General features: G+C 61.9%; 21 protein-coding genes. 3 read left to right on the top strand and 18 right to left on the bottom strand.

Annotation, left to right across the window (positions count from 1 at the left end; genetic code table 11):
- Nucleotides 1-8: 8 nt before the first annotated feature.
- From HX792_RS08265 to HX792_RS08235, 7 genes are all read right to left on the bottom strand, one after another.
- Nucleotides 9-1,244 carry a Zn-dependent hydrolase gene (locus HX792_RS08265; RefSeq protein ID WP_176995602.1) on the bottom strand — a complete coding sequence of 412 codons (1,236 nt, stop codon included), beginning with the start codon at nucleotides 1,242-1,244 and terminating at the stop codon, nucleotides 9-11.
- The gene (locus HX792_RS08260; RefSeq protein ID WP_176995601.1) at nucleotides 1,237-1,719 is read right to left on the bottom strand and encodes an L-2-amino-thiazoline-4-carboxylic acid hydrolase; all 483 of its coding nucleotides are present in this window, start codon (nucleotides 1,717-1,719) and stop codon (nucleotides 1,237-1,239) included. The genes HX792_RS08265 and HX792_RS08260 overlap by 8 nt, the downstream gene beginning before the upstream one ends.
- A 120-nt stretch (nucleotides 1,720-1,839) precedes the next feature.
- Nucleotides 1,840-2,979 carry a branched-chain amino acid ABC transporter substrate-binding protein gene (locus HX792_RS08255; protein WP_176995600.1) on the bottom strand — a complete coding sequence of 380 codons (1,140 nt, stop codon included), beginning with the start codon at nucleotides 2,977-2,979 and terminating at the stop codon, nucleotides 1,840-1,842.
- A gap of 66 nt (nucleotides 2,980-3,045) precedes the next feature.
- Entirely contained in the window at nucleotides 3,046-3,762 is a 717-nt protein-coding gene (locus tag HX792_RS08250; RefSeq protein ID WP_176995599.1) for an ABC transporter ATP-binding protein, read from the bottom strand.
- A complete protein-coding gene (locus HX792_RS08245; RefSeq protein ID WP_176995598.1) occupies nucleotides 3,755-4,528 on the bottom strand; it encodes an ABC transporter ATP-binding protein in 774 nt (257 codons plus the stop codon). The genes HX792_RS08250 and HX792_RS08245 overlap by 8 nt, the downstream gene beginning before the upstream one ends.
- The gene (locus HX792_RS08240; protein WP_176995597.1) at nucleotides 4,525-5,610 is read right to left on the bottom strand and encodes a branched-chain amino acid ABC transporter permease; all 1,086 of its coding nucleotides are present in this window, start codon (nucleotides 5,608-5,610) and stop codon (nucleotides 4,525-4,527) included. Before HX792_RS08240 ends, HX792_RS08245 begins: the two co-directional genes overlap by 4 nt.
- The gene (locus HX792_RS08235) at nucleotides 5,607-6,554 is read right to left on the bottom strand and encodes a branched-chain amino acid ABC transporter permease (protein ID WP_176996165.1); all 948 of its coding nucleotides are present in this window, start codon (nucleotides 6,552-6,554) and stop codon (nucleotides 5,607-5,609) included. The genes HX792_RS08240 and HX792_RS08235 overlap by 4 nt, the downstream gene beginning before the upstream one ends.
- A 172-nt stretch (nucleotides 6,555-6,726) precedes the next feature.
- Between HX792_RS08235 and HX792_RS08230 the strand changes: the two genes are divergently transcribed.
- A complete protein-coding gene (locus tag HX792_RS08230) occupies nucleotides 6,727-7,623 on the top strand; it encodes a LysR substrate-binding domain-containing protein (protein ID WP_176995596.1) in 897 nt (298 codons plus the stop codon).
- Nucleotides 7,624-7,879: 256 nt separating this feature from the next.
- Here the strand turns inward: HX792_RS08230 and HX792_RS08225 are convergent, their stop codons facing one another.
- Nucleotides 7,880-8,893 (bottom strand): ABC transporter substrate-binding protein, encoded by a 1,014-nt coding sequence (locus HX792_RS08225; RefSeq protein WP_176995595.1) that lies wholly within the window; start codon nucleotides 8,891-8,893, stop codon nucleotides 7,880-7,882.
- 166 nt (nucleotides 8,894-9,059) lie between these two features.
- On the opposite strand from HX792_RS08225, the gene HX792_RS08220 reads away from it, so the two are divergent.
- Nucleotides 9,060-9,488, top strand: a complete 429-nt coding sequence (locus HX792_RS08220) for a hypothetical protein (RefSeq protein ID WP_176995594.1) — start codon at nucleotides 9,060-9,062, stop codon at nucleotides 9,486-9,488.
- 108 nt (nucleotides 9,489-9,596) lie between these two features.
- On the opposite strand, the gene HX792_RS08215 is transcribed toward HX792_RS08220, so the two are convergent.
- Genes HX792_RS08215 through HX792_RS08200 form a run of 4 tightly spaced genes read right to left on the bottom strand, consistent with a single transcriptional unit; the run spans nucleotide 9,597 to nucleotide 12,198 of the window.
- On the bottom strand, nucleotides 9,597-10,061 hold the full coding sequence (locus HX792_RS08215; RefSeq protein WP_176995593.1) for a nuclear transport factor 2 family protein: 465 nt from the start codon (nucleotides 10,059-10,061) through the stop codon (nucleotides 9,597-9,599).
- Nucleotides 10,062-10,080: 19 nt separating this feature from the next.
- Nucleotides 10,081-11,040: a trans-acting enoyl reductase family protein gene (locus tag HX792_RS08210; RefSeq protein WP_176995592.1), complete on the bottom strand. Its 960-nt coding sequence runs from the start codon at nucleotides 11,038-11,040 to the stop codon at nucleotides 10,081-10,083.
- On the bottom strand, nucleotides 11,037-11,438 hold the full coding sequence (locus tag HX792_RS08205) for a VOC family protein (RefSeq protein ID WP_176995591.1): 402 nt from the start codon (nucleotides 11,436-11,438) through the stop codon (nucleotides 11,037-11,039). Before HX792_RS08205 ends, HX792_RS08210 begins: the two co-directional genes overlap by 4 nt.
- A 16-nt stretch (nucleotides 11,439-11,454) precedes the next feature.
- The gene (locus tag HX792_RS08200; protein ID WP_176995590.1) at nucleotides 11,455-12,198 is read right to left on the bottom strand and encodes an SDR family NAD(P)-dependent oxidoreductase; all 744 of its coding nucleotides are present in this window, start codon (nucleotides 12,196-12,198) and stop codon (nucleotides 11,455-11,457) included.
- A 138-nt stretch (nucleotides 12,199-12,336) separates the two neighbouring features.
- Here HX792_RS08200 and HX792_RS08195 point away from each other — a divergent pair, with 138 nt between their 5' ends.
- On the top strand, nucleotides 12,337-13,224 hold the full coding sequence (locus tag HX792_RS08195) for an AraC family transcriptional regulator (protein ID WP_176995589.1): 888 nt from the start codon (nucleotides 12,337-12,339) through the stop codon (nucleotides 13,222-13,224).
- A 124-nt stretch (nucleotides 13,225-13,348) separates the two neighbouring features.
- Here HX792_RS08195 and HX792_RS08190 read toward each other — a convergent pair whose 3' ends face one another.
- The 6 genes from HX792_RS08190 to HX792_RS08165 all read right to left on the bottom strand — a co-directional run bounded on the left by HX792_RS08190 (nucleotide 13,349) and on the right by HX792_RS08165 (nucleotide 19,378).
- The gene (locus HX792_RS08190; protein ID WP_176995588.1) at nucleotides 13,349-15,091 is read right to left on the bottom strand and encodes an ABC transporter substrate-binding protein; all 1,743 of its coding nucleotides are present in this window, start codon (nucleotides 15,089-15,091) and stop codon (nucleotides 13,349-13,351) included.
- Nucleotides 15,092-15,229: 138 nt separating this feature from the next.
- Nucleotides 15,230-15,502, bottom strand: coding sequence for a DUF2160 domain-containing protein (locus tag HX792_RS08185; RefSeq protein WP_176995587.1), 273 nt, complete (start codon nucleotides 15,500-15,502; stop codon nucleotides 15,230-15,232).
- A 10-nt stretch (nucleotides 15,503-15,512) separates the two neighbouring features.
- Complete coding sequence (locus tag HX792_RS08180; RefSeq protein ID WP_003174634.1) at nucleotides 15,513-16,313, bottom strand: carbohydrate ABC transporter permease; 801 nt, start codon at nucleotides 16,311-16,313, stop codon at nucleotides 15,513-15,515.
- A gap of 10 nt (nucleotides 16,314-16,323) precedes the next feature.
- Nucleotides 16,324-17,190 carry a carbohydrate ABC transporter permease gene (locus HX792_RS08175; protein ID WP_176995586.1) on the bottom strand — a complete coding sequence of 289 codons (867 nt, stop codon included), beginning with the start codon at nucleotides 17,188-17,190 and terminating at the stop codon, nucleotides 16,324-16,326.
- A complete protein-coding gene (locus HX792_RS08170) occupies nucleotides 17,187-18,284 on the bottom strand; it encodes an ABC transporter ATP-binding protein (RefSeq protein ID WP_176995585.1) in 1,098 nt (365 codons plus the stop codon). The genes HX792_RS08175 and HX792_RS08170 overlap by 4 nt, the downstream gene beginning before the upstream one ends.
- Nucleotides 18,284-19,378 (bottom strand): ABC transporter ATP-binding protein, encoded by a 1,095-nt coding sequence (locus tag HX792_RS08165; RefSeq protein WP_176995584.1) that lies wholly within the window; start codon nucleotides 19,376-19,378, stop codon nucleotides 18,284-18,286. The genes HX792_RS08170 and HX792_RS08165 overlap by 1 nt, the downstream gene beginning before the upstream one ends.
- Nucleotides 19,379-19,660: the final 282 nt, after the last annotated feature.

Genomic DNA, 19,660 nt, shown 5'->3' with positions numbered 1-19,660 from the left:
GCCGCTTGTCAGCGCCGGGATTTGGCCAGGATGGCCTGCAACAGCACATCGGCGCCGGCTGTCGACCACTCGGGAGAGATGGCCTCGGCTTCGTTATGGCTCAACCCGTCCACACACGGCACAAAGATCATCGCAGTGGGCGCGACCTGGTTGAGGTAGCAGGCGTCGTGCCCGGCACCGGAGATCATTGGCCGGTGGCTGTGGCCGAGCTTTTCAGCCGAGGCACGTACCACTTCTACACAGTCGCTGTCGAAGGCAATTGGCGCGTACTGGAAGATCTGCTTCACGCTGTGCTGCAAGCCGATGCCCTCGGCGATACGGGCCACGGCGTCGCGCAGTTGCTGATCCTGGCGCGCCAGGACTGCTTCGTCCGGGTGACGGAATTCCACGCTGAAAAACACCCGGCCCGGCACCACGTTGCGTGAGTTGGGGAAGATGTTCGCCATACCCACCGTGGCGCGCCCTTCGGCACCTTGTTCCAGCCCCAGGCCGTTCACTGCCTCGACGACACGGGCAAAACCGAGCAAGGCATCCAGGCGATGGTCCATGGGCGTGGTACCGGCGTGGGCGCTGCGCCCGCTCAGTTCCACTTCATACCAGCGTTGGCCCTGGGCGCCGGTGACGACGCCGATGGTGATGCCCTGGGCTTCAAGGATCGGGCCTTGTTCGATGTGCAGTTCGAACGCGGCGTGTATCGCCTGGCCGCCCACCGGATGTGCGCCGGCATAGCCGATTTCTTTCAGCGCCTCGCCAATGGTCACCCCCGCTTTATCCTCGCGGGACAAACCGTATTCCAAGTCAAAGACACCGGCGTAGACGCCCGATGAAATCATCGCCGGAGCGAAGCGTGAGCCTTCTTCGTTGGTCCAGTTGACCACTTCGATGGGCCGGTCGGTTTCAATGCCCAGGTCGTTCAAGGTGCGCAGCACTTCCAGCCCGGCGAGCACGCCGTAGATGCCGTCGTACTTGCCACCGAAGGGTTGAGAGTCGCCATGGGAGCCGGTCAGCACCGGGGCCAGCTGGTCGTGGCGACCGGCGCGGCGCGCGAAGATATTGCCCATCGCGTCCACGCGAATGCTGCACCCGGCCGCCGTGCACCATTGCACAAACAGGTCGCGGCCACGGCGGTCCTCATCGGTGAGGGCCAGGCGCGAGACGCCGCCCTTTTCGGTGGCGCCGATCGTTGCCATGTCCATCAGCGAGTCCCACAGGCGCTCGCCGTTTACCCGTGCGTGATCATTCATGAGGCTTGGCCCGGTAGCGGAAGTCACAGTGATGGGCACCGTCCATGATGGTCTGGGTGCGGGTCAGTTCGATGTCGGGGTTGTAGCCGACGATAAACAGCTCGTCGCGGTTGCACGACAGCAGGTGGCCGATCTCGCCCAGGCCCATTTCGTGGTACATCTCGGCGTAGCGGCAACGCTTGACGTCGTAATCGTAGTGCTCGGCATCGCTGGCGATGATCTCGACCTTGAGGGCGTCATCCTTCTCCCACAGCACTTGCAGTTCGACAAAGCTCTTGAGGTCGGCGCCCTGCTCTTCCAGCGCGGCAAAATGTTTGCCGGCCTGGATCGCCGCGTTGCCCACGGCCTCGCCGATCACGGCCGCGGCAAATGCCTGGCCCTGCTCGCGCTTGAGAATCTCGTAGATCGGCTTGATGATTTCGGCCTCGATCCGCCGACGGGCAAGAATGCCCAGTTCACCTTCCAGCTTGCTCATTTCATCTCTCCTCCAAACCAATGTGGGAGCTGGCTTGCCGGCGATCGCGGTGTGCCAGCCTGTACATCCTTGGCTGATAGACCGCCATCGCCGGCAAGCCGGCTCCTACAGTCGACCTGTTTATTGACCGCCGGCCACGCTTACGGGCTGCCATTGGTTGGCTTTGACCTGGTAAACGGTGAACGACGGCTTCTTCAAGTTGCCCTCGGCATCGAACGCGATAGTGCCGGTTACGCCCGGGTAGCTAATGGCGTGCAACACCGGCAGGTACTTCTGCGGATCCACCGAGTCGGCCTTTTCAATCGCCGCCACCAGCACGCCGACGCCGTCGTAGGCGAACGGCGCATGCAGCTCGATGTTGGCCTTGTAGCGCGCCTTGTAAGCCTGCTCGAACGCCTTGCCGCCCGGCATCTGCGCGACCGCCAGGCCCGGTTCCAGGGCGATCACGCCCTCGCCTTCGTTCTGCGCCAGTTGCAGGAAGGTCTGGCTGACAAACCCGCCCGCGCCCATCAACGGTGCCTTGATGCCCAGTTGCTTGATGCGTCGGGCCAGCGGTGCGGCCTGGGAGTCGACGCCGCCGAAGAAGATCAGGTCCGGGTTCTGGCTGCGGATGTTGGTGAGCACGGCGCTGAAGTCGATGGTCTTGTCGTCCACGTATTCGCGGCCCACCACCGTTGCGCCGCCCGCCTCGATGGCCTTGACGAACTGGTCGGCCAGGCCCTGGCCGAACGCGGTGCGGTCGTCGATCACGGCGATGCGCTTGGCTTTCAGGGTATTCAAAGCATAGTCGCCGGCCACGCGGCCGCCATCGTCGTCATGGCCCATGATCCGAAAGCTGGTGTCGAAACCCTGCTGGGTATAGGCGTGGCCGGTGGCAACCGGGGCGACCTGGGCAATGCCGGCGTCGTGGTACACCCGCGCAGCCGGGATGCTGGTGCCGGTGTTCCAGTGGCCGACCACGCCGACCACGCCTTCATCCACCAGGCGCTGGGCCACGGTCACGGCGGTGCGCGGGTCGGACTGGTCGTCTTCGGAGACCAGCTTGAACGTCACGGCTTCACCGTTGATTTTCGGGTGCTTGGCGTTGGCTTGGTCGATGGCCAGTTGCGCGCCGTTTTCCAGGTCCTTGCCGATCCGTGCGGACGGGCCGGTGAGTGGGCCAGCCAAGCCGATCAGCACGGTCTGGTCGGCCTGGGCCACGGCGCTGGCGAGGCTGCTGAGGGCCAGGCCGATCAGTGCGGTTTTCTTCAATGTGTTCATCTGGGGTTCCTGCTGGTTTTCAGGCGGGTCGGAACACGCCGGGCGTCCGGTAGCGTCATGGGTGATCTATTCGCCGAGGTACGCACTGCGCACCTCGGGGTGTTCAAGCAAATCCTGGGACGGCCCCGTGAGGCTGATACGGCCGGTGTCCATCACGTAGGCGCGGTCGGTGACCTGCAGCGCCAGCCGTGCGTTCTGCTCCACCAGCAACAGGGTCATGCCCTGGCGGCACACGTCATCGATCACCTGGAAAATCTTCTCCACCATGATCGGTGCCAGGCCCATGGACGGCTCATCGAGGATCAGCAAGCGCGGGCGAGACAACAGTGCACGAGCCAGCGCGAGCATCTGCTGCTCGCCGCCCGACAGCAGGCCGGCCGACTGGTGCAGGCGTTCCTGCAGGCGCGGGAAGTGGTCGAACAACTGGCGCATTTCACGCTGCACCTGCGTGTTGTCACGGCGCAGGAAGGCACCGGCTTGCAGGTTTTCCAGCACGCTCATGCGCGCAAAGATCCCGCGCCCTTCGGGGACCATGGCGATGCCCTGGCGCAGCAGTTGGTCGGGCGCTGCGCCGCGGATCGAACGCCCCGCAAAGCGGATCTCGCCTCTGGTCGCAGGCAGCAACCCGGTGAGGGCCTTGAGGCTGGAGGTCTTGCCAGCGCCATTGGCACCGATCAGCGTGACGCGCTCGCCTTCGTGGATCTGCAGGTCCAGGGATTTGACGGCTTCGATGGCGCCGTAGCGCACTTGCAAACCGTCGACACTCAACAGGGCTTCAGACATGGGCACTGGCTCCCAGGTAGGCCTGGATCACAGCCGGGTGCTGGCGCACATCGGCGGGTGGGCCCACAGCGATGACTTGGCCGTAATCGAGCACGCTGATGCGGTCGCACACGCCCATCACCAGCTTCACGTCGTGCTCGATCAGCAGCAGCGTGTGGCCGTCGTCGCGGATCTTTTCCAGCAGGCCACGTAGTTGCACTTTTTCGCTGGCGTTCATGCCGGCTGCCGGTTCATCCAGCGCCAGCAGGCGCGGTTCGGTGGCCAGGGCGCGGGCGATTTCCAGGCGGCGCTGATGGCCGTAGCTGAGGCTGTCGGCGCGGTAATGGGCAAACCCGGCCAGGCCCACATACGCCAGCAGGCGATGGGCGTGGGCTCGGGTTTGCGCTTCTTCCTCACGCGCCCGACGATGCTGACTCAGCGCCGCCCACAGGCCGTTGCGGGTGCGCACATGGCGCCCGACCATGACGTTTTCCAGGGCGCTCATGGCGTTGAACAGGCGGATATTCTGGAAGGTTCGGGCAATGCCGGCTTCGGCCACCCGGTGCACACCGGTGGGCGTGTAGTCCCGGCCATCGAGCTGGAAACGCCCGGAATCCGGGGTGTAGAGGCCGGTCATCACATTGAAGAAGGTGGTCTTGCCCGCGCCATTGGGGCCGATCAACCCGTAGATTTCGCCGGGCTGGATACTCAGGCTCACGTCGGTCAGCGCCGCAACGCCGCCGAAGTGTTTGTTGACCTTGTCAATCTGCAACAACGGTGCGTTCATCGTGCCACTCCTTTGGGCCACAGCCCGGCCGGTCGGTAGAGCATCGCCAGGATCAGCGCCAGGCCGTAGAACAGTTGGCGGATGATTTCCGGATCCACCAGCACCTGGCCGAACAGCGACTGCTGCAGCGGGCCCATACTGGCGCGCAGGGCTTCGGGCAAGGCCGCCAGCAACACGCAGCCCAGGATCACCCCGGGGATGTGGCCCATGCCGCCTAACACCACCATCGCCAGCACGGCAATGGACTCGTTGAGGGTGAAGGACTCCGGCGAGACAAACCCCTGGAACGACGCGAACAGCACCCCGCTCACCCCGCCAAACGCCGCGCCAATGGCAAACGCCAGCAGCTTGAGGCGCACGGTGTTGATGCCCATGGCTTGCGCCGCGTCTTCGTCTTCGCGGATGGCCACCCAGGCACGGCCGATGCGCGAATGCTCCAGGCGGATGCAGGCGAACAGGATCAGCACCACCAGCGCGGCGAACAGGTAGTAATAGAGGTACACGGACGGCAGGCGCAGACCGAAAAGGTCCTGGGTGCGGCCCAGGTTCACGCCGAGCAGGTTCACCGGGTCGACCTGGGAGATGCCTTTGGGGCCGTTGGTGATGTTCACCGGGCGATCGAGGTTGCGCAGCAGGATGCGGATGATCTCGCCAAAGCCCAAGGTCACGATGGCCAGGTAGTCGCCGCGCAGGCGCAGGGTCGGCGCGCCGAGCACGACACCACAGCCGGCCGCCAGCAAGGCGCCGAGTGGCAGGATCAGCCAGATCGAGGTGTGCAGGCCCGCCGGCAACAGCGCCGCCAGCGCGGGGAACTGTTGCAGCAAATGCGGCGACGAGAGCAACGCCGCGAGATAAGCGCCCACCGCGTAGAACGCGATAAAGCCCATGTCCAGCAACCCCGCATAGCCGACCACGATGTTCAAGCCGAGGGCGAGCATGATGTACAGCAGGGCAAAGTCCAGGGTGCGCACCCAGGTGTTGCCACCGGTGTGGCCGACGATCCACGGTGCCAGCACCAGGGCCACGGCGAGCAATAGCAAGCCCAGGCTCGCGCGTTTGTTGGGGGAGAGAGCGTTGATCATGCGCGGGTCGCCAAACGTTCGCCCAGCAAGCCCGAAGGCCGGAACACCAGCACCGCGATCAACACGATAAAGGCAAACACATCCTGGTAATTGCTGCCAAACACGCCGTTGGTAGCCGAACCCAAATAGCCGGTACCCAGGGCTTCGATCAGCCCCAGCAACAGGCCGCCGAGCATGGCGCCCTTGAGGTTGCCGATACCGCCCAGCACGGCTGCGGTGAAGGCCTTGATGCCGGGCAAAAAGCCCATGTAGAAATGCGCGCTGCCGTAGTTGCTGGCCATCATGATCCCCGCCAACGCGGCAAGCGCGCCGCCAATGGCAAAGGTGATGACAATGATGCGGTTGGGGTTGATACCCATCAGGCTCGCCACTTGCGGGTTTTCTGCCACGGCGCGCATGGCCCGGCCGAAGCGCGTGCGCTCCACCAACACCAGCAGCGCGACCATCACCGAAACGGCGATGGCGATGGTGGTAAGGGCCGTCACGTTGGTGATCGCCGGGTGCGGGGAGGCGCCGGCCAGCACTTCAATCGGCGCCAGGGGCAGCAATTGCGGGAACATCTGCGGGTTGCGCGTCCACACCAGCATGGCAACGGTTTGCAGCAGCAGCGACACACCGATGCCACTGATCAACGGTGCCAGGCGCGGGGCATGGCGCAGGCGGCGATAGGCAACACGCTCGATCACTACCGCCAGCACCGCGCAGAAGGCCATGGCGACAACAGTGGCGCAGAGCAACACCAGCACCGGCGGCAAGGCGGGCCAGGTCGCCTGCAACAGGCGGATCACCGACAAGCCCACCAGCGCGCCGATCATCAACACGTCGCCATGGGCGAAGTTGATGATGCGCAAAATGCCGTAGACCATGGTGTAACCCAGGGCCACCAGCGCGTAGAGACTGCCCGTCATCAAACCGTTGAGCAGTTGTTGGATAAACCCATCCATCAGGACCATCGACCTCAGTGCGTACAAGGGCGGCACACTAAGCATCTATTCTGTTTTTATCAAATATCAGAAAGTCATATCGTTATACCCAACATAGAACAGGCCATTTATGCCGCAAATACGGCACTTATGGCTCTTTATTCGGCGATAAAGTTGGTATTTAATTCAATACATGAATAAATCAGAACAGTTAGCCAATGACCCTCCCCTGCGTGCCGTGCGTACGTTCGAAGCCTTTGCGCGCCATGGCGGGGTCAATGCCGCTGCCCGCGAGCTGGACGTCTCCGCCTCGGCCATCAGCCATCAGTTGCATTTGCTCGAGGACTTTTTGCAGCAGCCGCTGACCTTGCGCCAGGGCCGCAACCTGGTGCTCACCGACGAAGGTCGCGAGTACTACCGTGCGATTCGCTCAGCCTTTGCGGTACTGCGCAGCGCCACCGAACACGTGCGCGAAAAAAGCGCGACGCGCCAGGTCACCATCAGCCTGATCCCGCTGTTTGGCATCAACCTGTTTATCCCGCGCCTTGCGAATTTCCTGAAGGATCACCCGGCGCTGGACATCAACGTGACCTACGCCAACCACCGCAGCTACCCCAGCGACGCAGCGGACCTGTCGATCCGCTTTGGCACCGGGCATTGGCCGGGCTACCACAGCGAGCCGTTGATCTCTGGCGCGGTGACGCCCTATTGCAGCCGCGCGTTCCTGGCGCAGCACGGGCCCATCGACACTCCCCAGGCGCTGAGTGAACTGCCGTTGCTGCACGACGAAGAACGCGGCACCTGGGGCCAATGGTTCGAGGCCGCCGAAGTCGACACCACAGCGCTCAATGGCTTGCTGCTGGAAGACGGCCAACTGGCACTCACCGCCACCCTCACCGGCCTCGGTTGCGCGCTGCTGCGCGAGCCGCTGGTGGCGCCCCATGTGGCGAGTGGTGAGCTGGTGAAGTTGTTTGATCTGCAGGTCAATGACGGCCGCCAGTACTACCTGTGCCGGCGCGCCAACAGTGAGTTGTCGAGCGAGGGGAATGACTTGTATGACTGGATCAAGCGCAGTCTGATTGCGCAGTAGACGGGATACACAACACCTCTGTAGGAGCCGGCTTGCCGGCGATATCGGTGTATCAGCTACCGAATGTATCGACTGACACGCAGCTATCGCCGGCAAGCCGGCTCCTACAGATGATCACAACAGAGATCCAAATGTGGGAGCTGGCTTGCCTGCGATGACGGTGTGTCTGCTATCAATGTTCTGGCTGATCCACCGCTATCGCCGGCAAGCCGGCTCCTACAGTTGATCGTGTTCGGTATCAGAAACGGGTTGCGGATCAGCTGCCGTTGCCGCCGTGGGCTTCTTCGAAGAAGTAGTCCTTCCAGCTGGCGGCCTTGTTTTTCAGCACACCCAGCTCCTGCAATTTCTCGGCGTAGATGAAGGTGCGCTGCGGCACGATGGTGAAGTCGATTTCCGGATCCTGGACGATCTTTTCCACCAGATCCAACGGCAGTTTCGACTGTTCTACGCGGATGTAGGCCTTGGCGGCCGCTGGCTTATCGGCCTTGATGATTTTTTCAGCCTCGGCCAGTGCGTCATAGAACGCCTTGTAGGTCTTGGGGTTTTCGTCGTGGAATTTCTGCGTGGTGTACAGCACGTTGAACGTCGCCTGCCCACCCAGGATGTCGTAGGAACTGAGCACCTTGTGCACATTGGGGTTCAGCAGTTCCTGGTACTGGAACGGTGGGCTGGAGAAATGCGCATTGATCTCCGAACCACCGGCAATCAACGCCGCCGTGGCATCGGGGTGGGCCAGGCTGATGGAGATGTCGTCGAATTTCTTGTACTGGTCATTGCCGAATTGCTTGGCGGTCTCGATCTGCAAGGTGCGAGACTGGAAGCCCACGCCAGCGGCGGGCACGGCGATACGGTCTTTCTCGCTGAAGTCCTTGAGGGTTTTCACGTTCGGGTTGTTGGTGAGCAGGTAGTTGGGCATCGAGCCCAGCGAGGCGATGGCCTTGACGTTCTGCTTGCCCTTGGTGCGGTCCCACAGCGTGAGCATTGGCGGCACGCCAGCGGAGACCACGTCCAGCGCGCCGGCCAGCAGCGATTCATTCATCGCGGTGGCGCCGGAAATGCTGTTCCAATCCACCTTGATGTCCAGGCCCTGTTCCTTACCGTGCTTTTCGATCAGGTTTTGGTCACGCACCACGTCAAGGATCAGGTAGCCGATGCCGAATTGCTGGGCGATGCTGATCTTGCCTTCGGCCTGGGCACCGGGGCTGAGCAAGGCCGTTGCGGCGGCCAACGAGGCCGCCAGGAGGGTCAGGGAGGAACGCTTGAAGGTCATGGGGGAGTCTGCCGCGCTTTTGAGAAGGTGAGCGAGGGTAGCCACGATTTTTAAGACAGGAAAAGAATATCGGGATCTATTGTTATGCAAAATAGCCCACAAACCTGCCCATGGCTGCTATTGTGCCGCGCTTTGAAAAACCGTCGAACCTGCGAGGAAATGGACGTTGAACACTGACGAAAAAATGACCGGGGACCTGTTCGAAGTCGATAAGCGCCTGTCACTCAAGCCCGTGGTGGACTTCAACGCCTACCTGCGCAGCGCCTTCGGCGACGGCCCGTGCACCTGCGTGCGCTGCACCGCCAGCGGCGGCGATGAAACCGGCTACGCGTTCCAGCACAGCTTTACGTTCGACGGCAAACCCACCCACCGCCGCTTCGCCTCCACGGCGGGCAGTGATGTGTTGATGGCGTTGAAGAAGGCGTGGCTGTCCTACACCAAGGCCGAGCTGCCGCTGAGCGGCGTGCTGGTGCTGGACACGGTGAAGGAATTTGTCGAGCCGCAACTGCACAAGCGCCTGGCGCCGTTGTTTTTGGCCAGTGGGTTGGTCAAGGACGTGGACGGCGAGTTGCAGATTCAGCCGCAAGCCGCCTGATAACCTGTAAGAGCCGGCTTGCCGGCGATGGTATCGGCTCGGTTTGCCCTGATACACCGAGGCGCCTGCATCGCCGGCAAGCCGGCTCCTACAGTACGTTTGGTGTTCTTAAACTCCCGCCAACACCGCAGGTTCACCTGAGCGCCAGACGTTATCCACAGTCACGCGCTGGATCATCCATACGCCCTCTTCCCGCACCAACGCCACGTCATAACGGTTTTTCATCAGGTAATGCCGTGAAGGATCGTTTTTGGGCACGTGCTGCGCTTCCACCAACGCATCCAGCCGCGCACTGTCGCCCTCAAGGGTTACCCGCGCGTTACTCACAGAATGAGTGGTATCGAGTTGACTGAGGGCGCCGGACAGTGCGGTGACGATGGTGTCGCGCCCTTCCAGCACCGGGTATTCAAAACCTGCCTTGGCAGCGGCCGGGCCAAAATCCGATACGGCGTTGACGGTGAACGCCGAAGCGAGCAAAGCCGGATCGTGCAGATCAATGCCTGCTGCGAAGCGATGCAGGGTGTCGATCACTGCGAACTTATCGGCAGCGGTGTGTAGGTCGAGGGTGGTCATGGGGGTAATTCCTGTGGGATTAGTAATCGGTGATCCGCGTGCCGGCAATGGTCTGCGCAAAGCCCACGCCAAACAGCCTGGCAGGGGTTTCAAAACCCGCGCGACGTTCACCGCCCAGTACTCGGAGCGCCGCTTCCACGGCAGCCAAAGGGGTGTAGCTGTAGCCGTTGACGGTCTCGATGACTGAACGCGCCACCGTCCCATCAATGCCGATGACTTCGGCCACGGCACGGGCACGATGGGCGTCGCGCTGGCCTTGGGTGGGGCCGTCGGGCAGCAGTGACAGGTCGCCCTCCGGGAACGCTTCGCCAGTGATGTGAACGAACATAGCGATATTCGGGATGGCGCTGGAATGCCATGCAGTGACCAGGTCGCCAAAGGACAACGGGGCACACAGCACTGGTCCGTCGCCAAAATCCAGGTGCTGGGGTTGCGCGTCCGGCGTGGCGACCAACTGACCGTCGAGTCGCGCCATCACGCCGGCGCCGATGATCTCGCTGACACTCATGGCCGAACCCCGGGACATGGCACCGGGCACCTGCAAGGCGATTTTCAGCGAGTGCGGCTGCTGCACGCGGCCGGCAACGTGCATGGCCAGGCAGTCAGTGGGGACCACGTCCCAGCCCACGCCGGGCAGCAACATCACGTCCGCTTCGGCGCCGAGTTGCTCGGCAAGGCGGTACACGTTGATTTCGGCGGTGATGTCCAGGTAGTCAGTGCCATTGGCAATACAAGCGCGCATCAGCGCTGCGGCGGTCTGGGCGAATGGCCCGGCAAAGTTGAGCAGCACGTCGATGCCTTCCAACTGAGCGGTATCTGCCGTGAATACGCGGTAAGGCACGTCCAACTCAACCGCCAAGGAGACCAGGCGCTCGGCGTTGCGGCCGGCCAATACCAGGTTGAGACCCAGTGTTTTCGCGTGGTGCGCCGCCATGCGCCCGGTGTAGCCGGTGGCGCCGTAGATCATCAAGGTTTTCATGAGGTGTGCTGCCAGTTCTTGTAGACGAATTCGAGGCTGTAGCCGTCCGGGTCCAGCACGTTGGCCGCGTAGTAGTTGGGGTCGTAGTGCAGGCGAGCGCCCGGTGCGCCGTTGTCGGTGGCGCCGTTTGCCAGGGCGGCGGCGTAGGCGTTATCCACCTCGGCGCGGTTATTGGCGACGAAGCCCAAATGCACCGCGCGCCCTTCCACGGCGCCTTCGCGCAGCCAGAAAAACATGCGCCCGTTGGCGCCAAAGCCCTTCAGGTCCGGGTGGCCGGGCGGGCCATCCTTGCCGTCGTAGTCATGCCGCGCGGTGGTGCCGAGCGGCGTCAGGGTGGCTTCGTAGAAGCGGATCGAACGTTGGATATCGCTCACCGAGATAAACAGATGATCGAGCATGGTGGAGCCTCCTGATTCAGATGATGTAGCCGCCCGCAACTTCGACGGTCTGGGCATTGATCCAACGGCCTTCTTCCGACAGCAACAGGGCGATAACCCGTGCCACATCTTCCGGTTCGCCTACGCGGCCGAGGGCGGTTTGCCCGGCCAACAGAGCTTCGAATTCGTCATTCAAGCCGCCGCCCAGTTCGGTGCGAATGGCGCCTGGAGACACCGCATTGGCGCGGATACGCCGTTCGCCGAATTCCTTGGCCATATAGCGGGTTAGCACATCCAGCCCTCCCTTGAATGTGGCGTAGGGCGCGACACCCGCCGTCGCGACGCGAGTGGTGGCGCTGGTAAGGTTGACGATGCTGGCGTGTTCTTCCAGCAGCGACAGCAGGGTTTGGGTCAGGAAAAACGGCCCCTTGAGGTGCACGTTGAACAGGCCGTCGAACTGCGCCTCGGTCACCGACTCAAGGGGGTTGAACAGGCCGTAGCCGGCGTTGTTCACCAGCCCACTCAAGGTGCTTGCGCCCCATGTGGCCTGCAGGGCATGCGTCACCGCCTCTCGGAAGACAGGGAATGTGCTGGCAGCCGCAACGTCCAATTCCAGCGCCACGGCTTTCCCGCCGCTGGCCTCGATACGCTGGACCACCGCCTGTGCCGCATCCGGGTTGCGCTTATAGGTGAGGATCACACCATGCCCCTGACGTGCACATAGTTCGGCGGTACTGGCACCGATCCCACGGCTGCCTCCGGTAATCACGATAACGCCCATGGCCTGCTCCACTGCTGAAAAGTTGAGTGACCACAGTAGTCATCGCCCTACTCTTCGACGCAGCCGTTCCTACTCCAATCTTGCCTGTTTCTGCTTTTTGCTTGCGCAAGGCTCAACGGCAGGCACAGCATGGTCGCCATGAACACTCAATTGATCGAACTGCGCGCCTTGGCTGCCAAGGCCGAAAACCGCCGCACCGAGACCGGCATCCCCCGCGTGGCGATGGTCCAGGGGGCGATTCCCGAGCATATGCTGGCGGCGGTGTATGACCCGATGATCAACCTGATCCTGCAGGGCAGTAAGTGCATGACCGTGGGCGACCGCACGCTGCATTACGACCCGGCGACGTATTTTGTGATGTCCATCGAGTTGCCCGCAGTCGGCGTGGTGAATCCGGCGATCACGGGCGAACCCTACCTGGCGGTGAGCCTGACGCTTGATCCGACCGTGCTGACCACCCTGCTCAATGACCTGCCGGCCCCCAACGGGCGTTGCGAACAGGAAGCCGGTTTCTCCGTGGCGGCCGTCACACCCGCCTTGATGGATGCTTGGGTGCGCATGCTGCGCCTGATGGGTGACCCGGTAGCAATTGCCGCGCTGGCCCCTGCGTATGAACGGGAGATCCTCTACCACGTACTGCAAGGCCCTCATGGCTGGATGCTGCGCGAAATTGCTGCGCCAGACACGGCGATGGCCCGGGTCAGCCAGGCGATCCAGTGGATTCGTCGCGACTATGCCGAACCGATCCGCGTGGAGGCCTTGGCCCAGAAGGCTGCGATGAGTGTTTCGGCATTTCATCGGCACTTCAAGGCGGTGACCAATTTGAGCCCTTTGCAGTATCAGAAACGCGTGCGGTTGTTACAGGCGCGTACGTTGATGGTGGCCAGCGCGAGCAGCGTGACCCATGCGGCGTTTGAGGTGGGGTATGAAAGCGCGACCCAGTTCAGCCGCGATTATGCGCGGGTGTTCGGGTTGCCGCCGGCGCGGGATACCGCGCGGATTCTGGCTGATAGCCGAGGGCATTAGTGTAGGAGCCGGCTTGCCGGCGATGCGGTGTATCAGCCAGCCAATGGGTTGACTGATCTGCCGCAATCGCCGGCAAGCCGGCTCCTACAGGGGTGGGTGCCAGCGTGGACAATTGGCGTAAGGATTACTTACGCGCAGCCTCCCACTGCTTGAGCAGGTCGCCGTAGGCCACGGTCTCGCCTTTGGGCTTCTCGTTGGCCAACTTCGGCTTCGGTGCGCCCGGCTGGTCGAACCAGTATTGCGCGTCACGCTCTTCGTTCATTTTCGGGCCGCACACCGGTTGCACTTTGGAGCGTTCCAGGCGCGTCATGATTGCGTCCTGCTCCTTGGCCAGGTTGTCCAGTGCTTGCTGCGGGGTTTTCTCGCCGCTTGCCGCTGCCGCAATGTTGCTCCACCACAGTTGCGCCAGGCGCGGGTAGTCCGGCACGTTGGTACCGGTCGGTGTCCATTCGACACGGGCCGGGCTGCGGTAGAACTCCACCAGGCCACCGAGTTTCGGCGCCAGGTCGGTCATGGCCTGGGAGTTGATATCCGACTCACGAATCGGCGTCAGGCCGACGATGGTTTTCTTCAATGAGACGGTTTTGGATGTCACGAACTGAGCGTAGAGCCAGGCCGCGAGTTTCTGCTTCTCGGGCGTCGACTTGAGGAAGGTCCAGGAGCCTACGTCCTGATAGCCCTTCTTCATGCCTTTTTCCCAGTAAGGTCCGACCGGCGACGGCGCCATGCGCCATTTCGGCGTGCCGTCGGCGTTCACCACCGGCAGGCCGGGTTTGGTCATGTCGGCGGTAAACGCGGTGTACCAGAAGATCTGCTGTGCGATGTTGCCCTGGGACGGCACCGGGCCGGATTCGGAGAAGGTCATGCCCGCCGCTTCCGGTGGCGCGTAGGCTTTCATCCAGTCCACGTATTTCTGCGTGGCAAACACAGCCGCCGGGCCGTTGGTGTCGCCGCCACGGGTAACACTGGAGCCGACCGGGTGGCAGTCCTCTACGCGAATGCCCCACTCGTCCACCGGCAGGCCGTTAGGCAAGCCTTTGTCGCCGCCACCGGCCATGGAGAACCAGGCATCGGTGAAGCGCCAGCCCAGGGACGGGTCTTTCTTGCCGTAGTCCATGTGCCCATAGATACGCTTGCCGTCGATTTCCTTGACGTCTTCGCTGAAGAATTTGGCGATGTCTTCATAGGCCGACCAGTTCACCGGCACGCCCAGTTCATAGCCGTACTTTTCCTTGAACTTGGCTTTCAAGTCGGCGCGCTCGAACCAGTCGGCGCGGAACCAGTAGAGGTTGGCGAATTGCTGGTCGGGCAACTGGTAGATCTTGCCGTCCGGCGCGGTGGTGAAGGAGATGCCGATGAAGTCCTTGATGTCCAGGGTCGGCGAGGTGAAGGCCTTGCCCTCATTGGCCATCAGGTCGGTGATGGATTCGGTCTTGCCGTAGCGAAAGTGCGTACCGATCAAGTCGGAATCGTTGACCCAACCGTCATAGATGTTCTTGTCGGACTGCATCTGGGTCTGCAGCTTTTCCACCACATCGCCTTCCTGCAGCAGGTCGTGGGTCAGCTTGATGCCGGTGATTTCGGTAAAGGCCTTGGCCAGCACCTTGGATTCGTACTCGTGGGTGGTGAGGGTTTCCGACACCACGTTGATCTTCATCCCACGGAACGGCTCCGCCGCCTTGATAAACCACTTCAACTCTTCGAGCTGCTGCTCGGCGGTCAGGGTGGACGGTTTGAACTCACTGCCGATCCATTTTTTCGCGGCATCTTCATACGCATCGGCCCAGGCCGTGGCGCTCAAACCACTGAGGGCCAGTACGGCGGCCAATGAAATGCTATGTCGCAGCTTATTGTTGTTATCGAACATAGGGACCTCCTGGTTAATTTCAAACGGGACTTCAGACGCCGACCTCCACCGTGTAGGAGCTGGCTTGCCGGCGATAGCGATCTTGCGGACGCCATCGCCGGCAAGCCGGCTCCTACAGGTGGGTGATCGCCACCCGCATCAGCCCCAACGCATCACACACAACAGCCACACCAGGGACAGCGCGGACGCCACCCAGATGCTCCAGCCGGTTACGCCGATCACCAGCAGGTGCAGGTAGGCGCTGCCGAGAAGACCGATAAACAAACGATCACCACGGGTGGTGCTGATCGGTAAAAAGCCGCGCCGGGGGATGCTCGGCGAGCGCAGCTCCCACGTGGTCATGCCCACCAGCAACAGGGCAATGGCCGCGAAGAACAACGCGGTGGGGGTGGTCCAGGCCATCCATTCCATCATCGACTCCTCAGACCCGGCCCAGGGCAAAGCCCTTGGCCACGTGGTTGCGAACAAACCAGATCACCAGCATGCCGGGCAGGATGGTCAACACCCCCGCCGCTGCCAGCACGCCCCAATCGATACCCGACGCCGAAACCGTACGCGTCATCACCGCCGCGATCGGCTTGGCGTTGACCGAGGTCAGGGTGCGCGCCAGCAGCAGTTCGACCCAGGAAAACATGAAGCAGAAAAACGCGGTCACACCGATGCCGGAGCCAATCAGCGGGATAAAGATCTTCACGAAAAACTTGGGAAACGAGTAACCGTCAATGTAGGCGGTTTCGTCGATTTCCTTCGGCACGCCGGACATGAACCCTTCCAGGATCCACACCGCCAATGGCACGTTGAACAGGCAGTGCGCGAGGGCCACGGCGATGTGGGTATCGAACAGGCCAATCGACGAATACAGCTGGAAGAACGGCAGCAAAAACACGGCCGGCGGCGCCATGCGGTTGGTCAGCAGCCAGAAAAACAGGTGCTTGTCGCCGAGAAAGCGGTAGCGCGAGAACGCATAGGCCGCCGGCAGCGCCACGCTCAGGGAGATCACCGTGTTCAGGCTCACGTAGTACAGCGAGTTGAGGTAACCGGTGTACCAGCTGGGGTCGGTGAAGATCACCTTGTAGTTGGCCAGGGTGAAGTCCTGCGGAAACAGGGTCAGCCCGCCAAGGATTTCGGTGTTGCTCTTGAAGGACATGTTCAACAGCCAGTAGATCGGCACCAGCAGGAACAGGATGTAGATCAGCAGCGGAATAACCTTGCGCTTGCTCATGGCTGCGGCCTCAGCGGTTGGCGTCGGAATGGGTCATGGCGGTATAGAACAGCCAGGACACCAACAGGATGATCAGGAAATACACCAGGGAAAACGCCGCCGCCGGGCCCAAGTCGAATTGGCCTACGGCCATCTGGGTCAGGGTCTGACTCAGGAAGGTAGTGGCGTTACCCGGCCCGCCGCCTGTGAGGACGAAGGGTTCGGTGTAAATCATGAAGCTGTCCATGAAGCGCAGCATCACCGCGATCAGCAGCACGCTTTTCATCTTCGGCAGTTGGATATGTCGGAATACCGCCCAGGGCGATGCCCGATCAATCCGCGCGGCCTGGTAGTACACATCCGGGATGGCGCGCAGGCCCGAATAACACAGCAGTGCGACCAGCGAGGTCCAGTGCCACACGTCCATGATCAGCACGGTGACCCAGGCGTCCATGGTGTTGGCCGCGTAGTTGTAGCTGATGCCCAAGGCGTTGAGGCTGTAACCCAGCAAGCCGATATCGGCGCGGCCGAAGATCTGCCAGATGGTGCCCACCACGTTCCACGGGATCAGCAACGGAATGGCAAGGATGATCAGCACCAGCGACGACCAGCGCCCCTTGGTCGGCATGGTCAGGGCGATGGCAATGCCCAGGGGGATTTCGATCAACAGCACGCAGGCCGAGTAGATGAACTGGCGCAGCAGCGAGTCGTGCAGACGCGGGTCGAGCAGCACCTGCTTGTACCAGTCGGCACCGACAAAGTAGCGGCTGGACTGGTCGAAGATGTCCTGCACCGAGTAGTTGACCACGGTCATCATCGGGATCACCGCACTGAACGCCACCAGCAGGAACACCGGCAACACCAGCCACCAGGCCTTGTTGTTCTGCACCTTGTTCATGGCTGCACCTCCAGCAGGTAGTCATCGGCGTAGAGCATCAGCCATTGCGCAGGGAAACTGATGGAGGCTTGCCCTTCGGGGACCGGCTTGTCTTCGGCCAGGCGCACTTTCAGCGGCGCGCCATCGAGGTTGAGGGTCATGATTTTGTAGGTGCCAAGGTCTTCGACGTGTGTGACGTCGGCTTGCAGGGCGTCGGCGTTGTACTCGTCCCATACGTGGATAAATTCCGGGCGGATGCCCACCTGCAGTTTCTGGTACTCCGTGCTGGCAATGCGTTGCTGCAACGCTTCCGACAGCGGCAAGTGGGTGCCGGCGAAACGCACCCCGCCCGCCTCGGCCTGCACGTCGATCAGATTCATCCCCGGGCTGCCGATGAAATAGCCGACAAAGGTGTGGCTGGGCCGTTCGAACAGCTCACGTGGCGTGCCGAATTGCACGATCTGCCCGCCGTACATCACCGCAATCTTGTCGGCGAAGGTCGACGCCTCCAACTGGTCGTGGGTGACGTAGACCATGGTGATGTTGAACTGCTCGTGGATCTGCTTGAGCTTGCGCCGCAGCTTCCACTTGAGGTGCGGGTCGATCACTGTCAGCGGTTCATCGAACAGGATCGCCGACACGTCGTCGCGCACCAGGCCGCGGCCCATGGAGACTTTCTGTTTTTCGTCGGCGGTGAGGTTGCGGGCTTTTTTGGTCAGCAGGTTCTGCAGGTCGAGGACTTCGGCAATTTCCTGCACCTTGCTGTGGATTTTCGCTTCGGCCAGGCCCTGGTTGCGCAGCGGGAACGCCAGGTTGTCGAACACGGTCATGGTGTCGTACACCACCGGGAACTGGAACACCTGGGCGATGTTGCGTTTTTCCGGGGTGAGGTCGTTAACCACGGCGGTGTCGAACAGCACTTGGCCTTCAGACGGGCTGAGCAGGCCGGAGATGATGTTGAGCAAGGTGGATTTACCGCAGCCCGAGGGCCCGAGCAAGGCGTAGGCCCCACCCTGCTCCCACACGTGGTTCATTTCCCGAATGGCGTAGTCTTCCGGCCCGTTCGGTGCAGGGCTGTAGCTATGGGCGAGGTTTCGCAAATGGATCTCGGCCATCAGGCAACCCTCGCGACACGGCGCCCGGGGGCCTGGACCAATCGGCCCTGGCCATCGAACACAAACAGTTTATGGGTGGGGATATACACGCGGATCGGCGCGTCGACGTCGTACTCGTGCACCCCCGGCAGGTGCAGCACCAGCAGGAAGTGTTCGCTGCGCACGTGCAGGAAGGTTTCCGAGCCGCTGATTTCGGCGACTTCCACGGTCACCGCCAGCTCCAGGTCGTCATCGTTGCTCGGCACCAGGCTGATATGGCTGGGGCGCACGCCAAAGCGGAATTCGCCTTCGCCGATAGGGCGTAAATCGACGTTCAGCGGGAAATGCACAAAATTGGCGAAGCTCACCTCATTGCCGCTGATCCGCCCCGGCATCAGGTTGATCGGCGGCTCGGAAAACAGCTCGGCCGCCAACACGGTTTGCGGCTGGTGGTAGACCTCGGCAGCCTTGCCGCTCTGGATCACCCGGCCTTCGTGGAGGATGGTGGTGGTGCCACCCAGGGCCAGGGCTTCATTCGGTTCGGTGGTGGCGTAGATGGCGATGGTGTGGCGCGCCTTGAACAGTTCGCGCATTTCCTGACGCAGCTCTTCGCGCAGTTTGTAGTCCAGGTTCACCAACGGCTCATCGAACAGGATCAGCTCGGCATCCTTGACCAGGGCGCGGGCCATGGCGGTGCGTTGCTGCTGGCCACCGGACAACTCCAGCGGATGGCGCTGCAGGAATTTCTCGATGCGCAGCATTCTTGCGGTTTCCAGCACCTTGCTCTGGATCACCTCGTTAGACACACCGGCCTGGCGCAACGGCGAGGCGATGTTTTCGAACACGGTCATGGTCGGGTAGTTGATGAACTGCTGATACACCATCGACACGTTGCGCAGGCGTACGGGCTTTTGCGTGACGTCCACGCCATTCATCAGGATGCGGCCGCTGTCGGGCTTGTCCAGGCCGGCCATCAGGCGCATCAGGCTGGTCTTGCCGGACAGGGTGCGGCCGAGCAATACGTTGAAGGAACCGGCTTCGAAACGCAGGTTGGCGTCGTCGATCCAGGTTTGCCCTTCAACGACGCGGGAGACATGTTCCAGGGTCAATGACATGACACGACCTTTTTTATTATTGGAATGAATCTGGCCAGTCGTCAGAGCGAGTTTCGTGCCAAAACGGCAAGTGGTTGATGTGTAAAGAAATGGGGTAAAGCGGATGTTCGGGAGTGAACACTTCGGGTGAACAACTGAACAGTGCTGGGGTTGACAATGAACAGTTCTGAACAACACTCTCATGCCTAACACAGAATAAATGTGGGAGCTGGCTTGCCTGCGATAGCGATGGGTCAGCGTGCTCATTTGTTACTGATACACCGCTATCGCAGGCAAGCCAGC

It is taken from the genome of Pseudomonas sp. B6002 (genome assembly GCF_013385985.1).
Taxonomy (GTDB): domain Bacteria; phylum Pseudomonadota; class Gammaproteobacteria; order Pseudomonadales; family Pseudomonadaceae; genus Aquipseudomonas.
This window is presented reverse-complemented; position numbering and strand designations above follow the sequence as displayed.

What these genes read in the sequence shown, in the direction of transcription:
- HX792_RS08265 (WP_176995602.1), bottom strand. Translation starts at nt 1,244, where the DNA reads ATGAATGATCACGCACGGGTAAACGGCGAGCGCCTGTGGGACTCGCTG.
- HX792_RS08260 (WP_176995601.1), bottom strand. Translation starts at nt 1,719, where the DNA reads ATGAGCAAGCTGGAAGGTGAACTGGGCATTCTTGCCCGTCGGCGGATC.
- HX792_RS08255 (WP_176995600.1), bottom strand. Translation starts at nt 2,979, where the DNA reads ATGAACACATTGAAGAAAACCGCACTGATCGGCCTGGCCCTCAGCAGC.
- HX792_RS08250 (WP_176995599.1), bottom strand. Translation starts at nt 3,762, where the DNA reads ATGTCTGAAGCCCTGTTGAGTGTCGACGGTTTGCAAGTGCGCTACGGC.
- HX792_RS08245 (WP_176995598.1), bottom strand. Translation starts at nt 4,528, where the DNA reads ATGAACGCACCGTTGTTGCAGATTGACAAGGTCAACAAACACTTCGGC.
- HX792_RS08240 (WP_176995597.1), bottom strand. Translation starts at nt 5,610, where the DNA reads ATGATCAACGCTCTCTCCCCCAACAAACGCGCGAGCCTGGGCTTGCTA.
- HX792_RS08235 (WP_176996165.1), bottom strand. Translation starts at nt 6,554, where the DNA reads ATGGATGGGTTTATCCAACAACTGCTCAACGGTTTGATGACGGGCAGT.
- HX792_RS08230 (WP_176995596.1), top strand. Translation starts at nt 6,727, where the DNA reads ATGAATAAATCAGAACAGTTAGCCAATGACCCTCCCCTGCGTGCCGTG.
- HX792_RS08225 (WP_176995595.1), bottom strand. Translation starts at nt 8,893, where the DNA reads ATGACCTTCAAGCGTTCCTCCCTGACCCTCCTGGCGGCCTCGTTGGCC.
- HX792_RS08215 (WP_176995593.1), bottom strand. Translation starts at nt 10,061, where the DNA reads ATGACCACCCTCGACCTACACACCGCTGCCGATAAGTTCGCAGTGATC.
- HX792_RS08210 (WP_176995592.1), bottom strand. Translation starts at nt 11,040, where the DNA reads ATGAAAACCTTGATGATCTACGGCGCCACCGGCTACACCGGGCGCATG.
- HX792_RS08205 (WP_176995591.1), bottom strand. Translation starts at nt 11,438, where the DNA reads ATGCTCGATCATCTGTTTATCTCGGTGAGCGATATCCAACGTTCGATC.
- HX792_RS08200 (WP_176995590.1), bottom strand. Translation starts at nt 12,198, where the DNA reads ATGGGCGTTATCGTGATTACCGGAGGCAGCCGTGGGATCGGTGCCAGT.
- HX792_RS08195 (WP_176995589.1), top strand. Translation starts at nt 12,337, where the DNA reads ATGAACACTCAATTGATCGAACTGCGCGCCTTGGCTGCCAAGGCCGAA.
- HX792_RS08190 (WP_176995588.1), bottom strand. Translation starts at nt 15,091, where the DNA reads ATGTTCGATAACAACAATAAGCTGCGACATAGCATTTCATTGGCCGCC.
- HX792_RS08185 (WP_176995587.1), bottom strand. Translation starts at nt 15,502, where the DNA reads ATGGAATGGATGGCCTGGACCACCCCCACCGCGTTGTTCTTCGCGGCC.
- HX792_RS08180 (WP_003174634.1), bottom strand. Translation starts at nt 16,313, where the DNA reads ATGAGCAAGCGCAAGGTTATTCCGCTGCTGATCTACATCCTGTTCCTG.
- HX792_RS08175 (WP_176995586.1), bottom strand. Translation starts at nt 17,190, where the DNA reads ATGAACAAGGTGCAGAACAACAAGGCCTGGTGGCTGGTGTTGCCGGTG.
- HX792_RS08170 (WP_176995585.1), bottom strand. Translation starts at nt 18,284, where the DNA reads ATGGCCGAGATCCATTTGCGAAACCTCGCCCATAGCTACAGCCCTGCA.
- HX792_RS08165 (WP_176995584.1), bottom strand. Translation starts at nt 19,378, where the DNA reads ATGTCATTGACCCTGGAACATGTCTCCCGCGTCGTTGAAGGGCAAACC.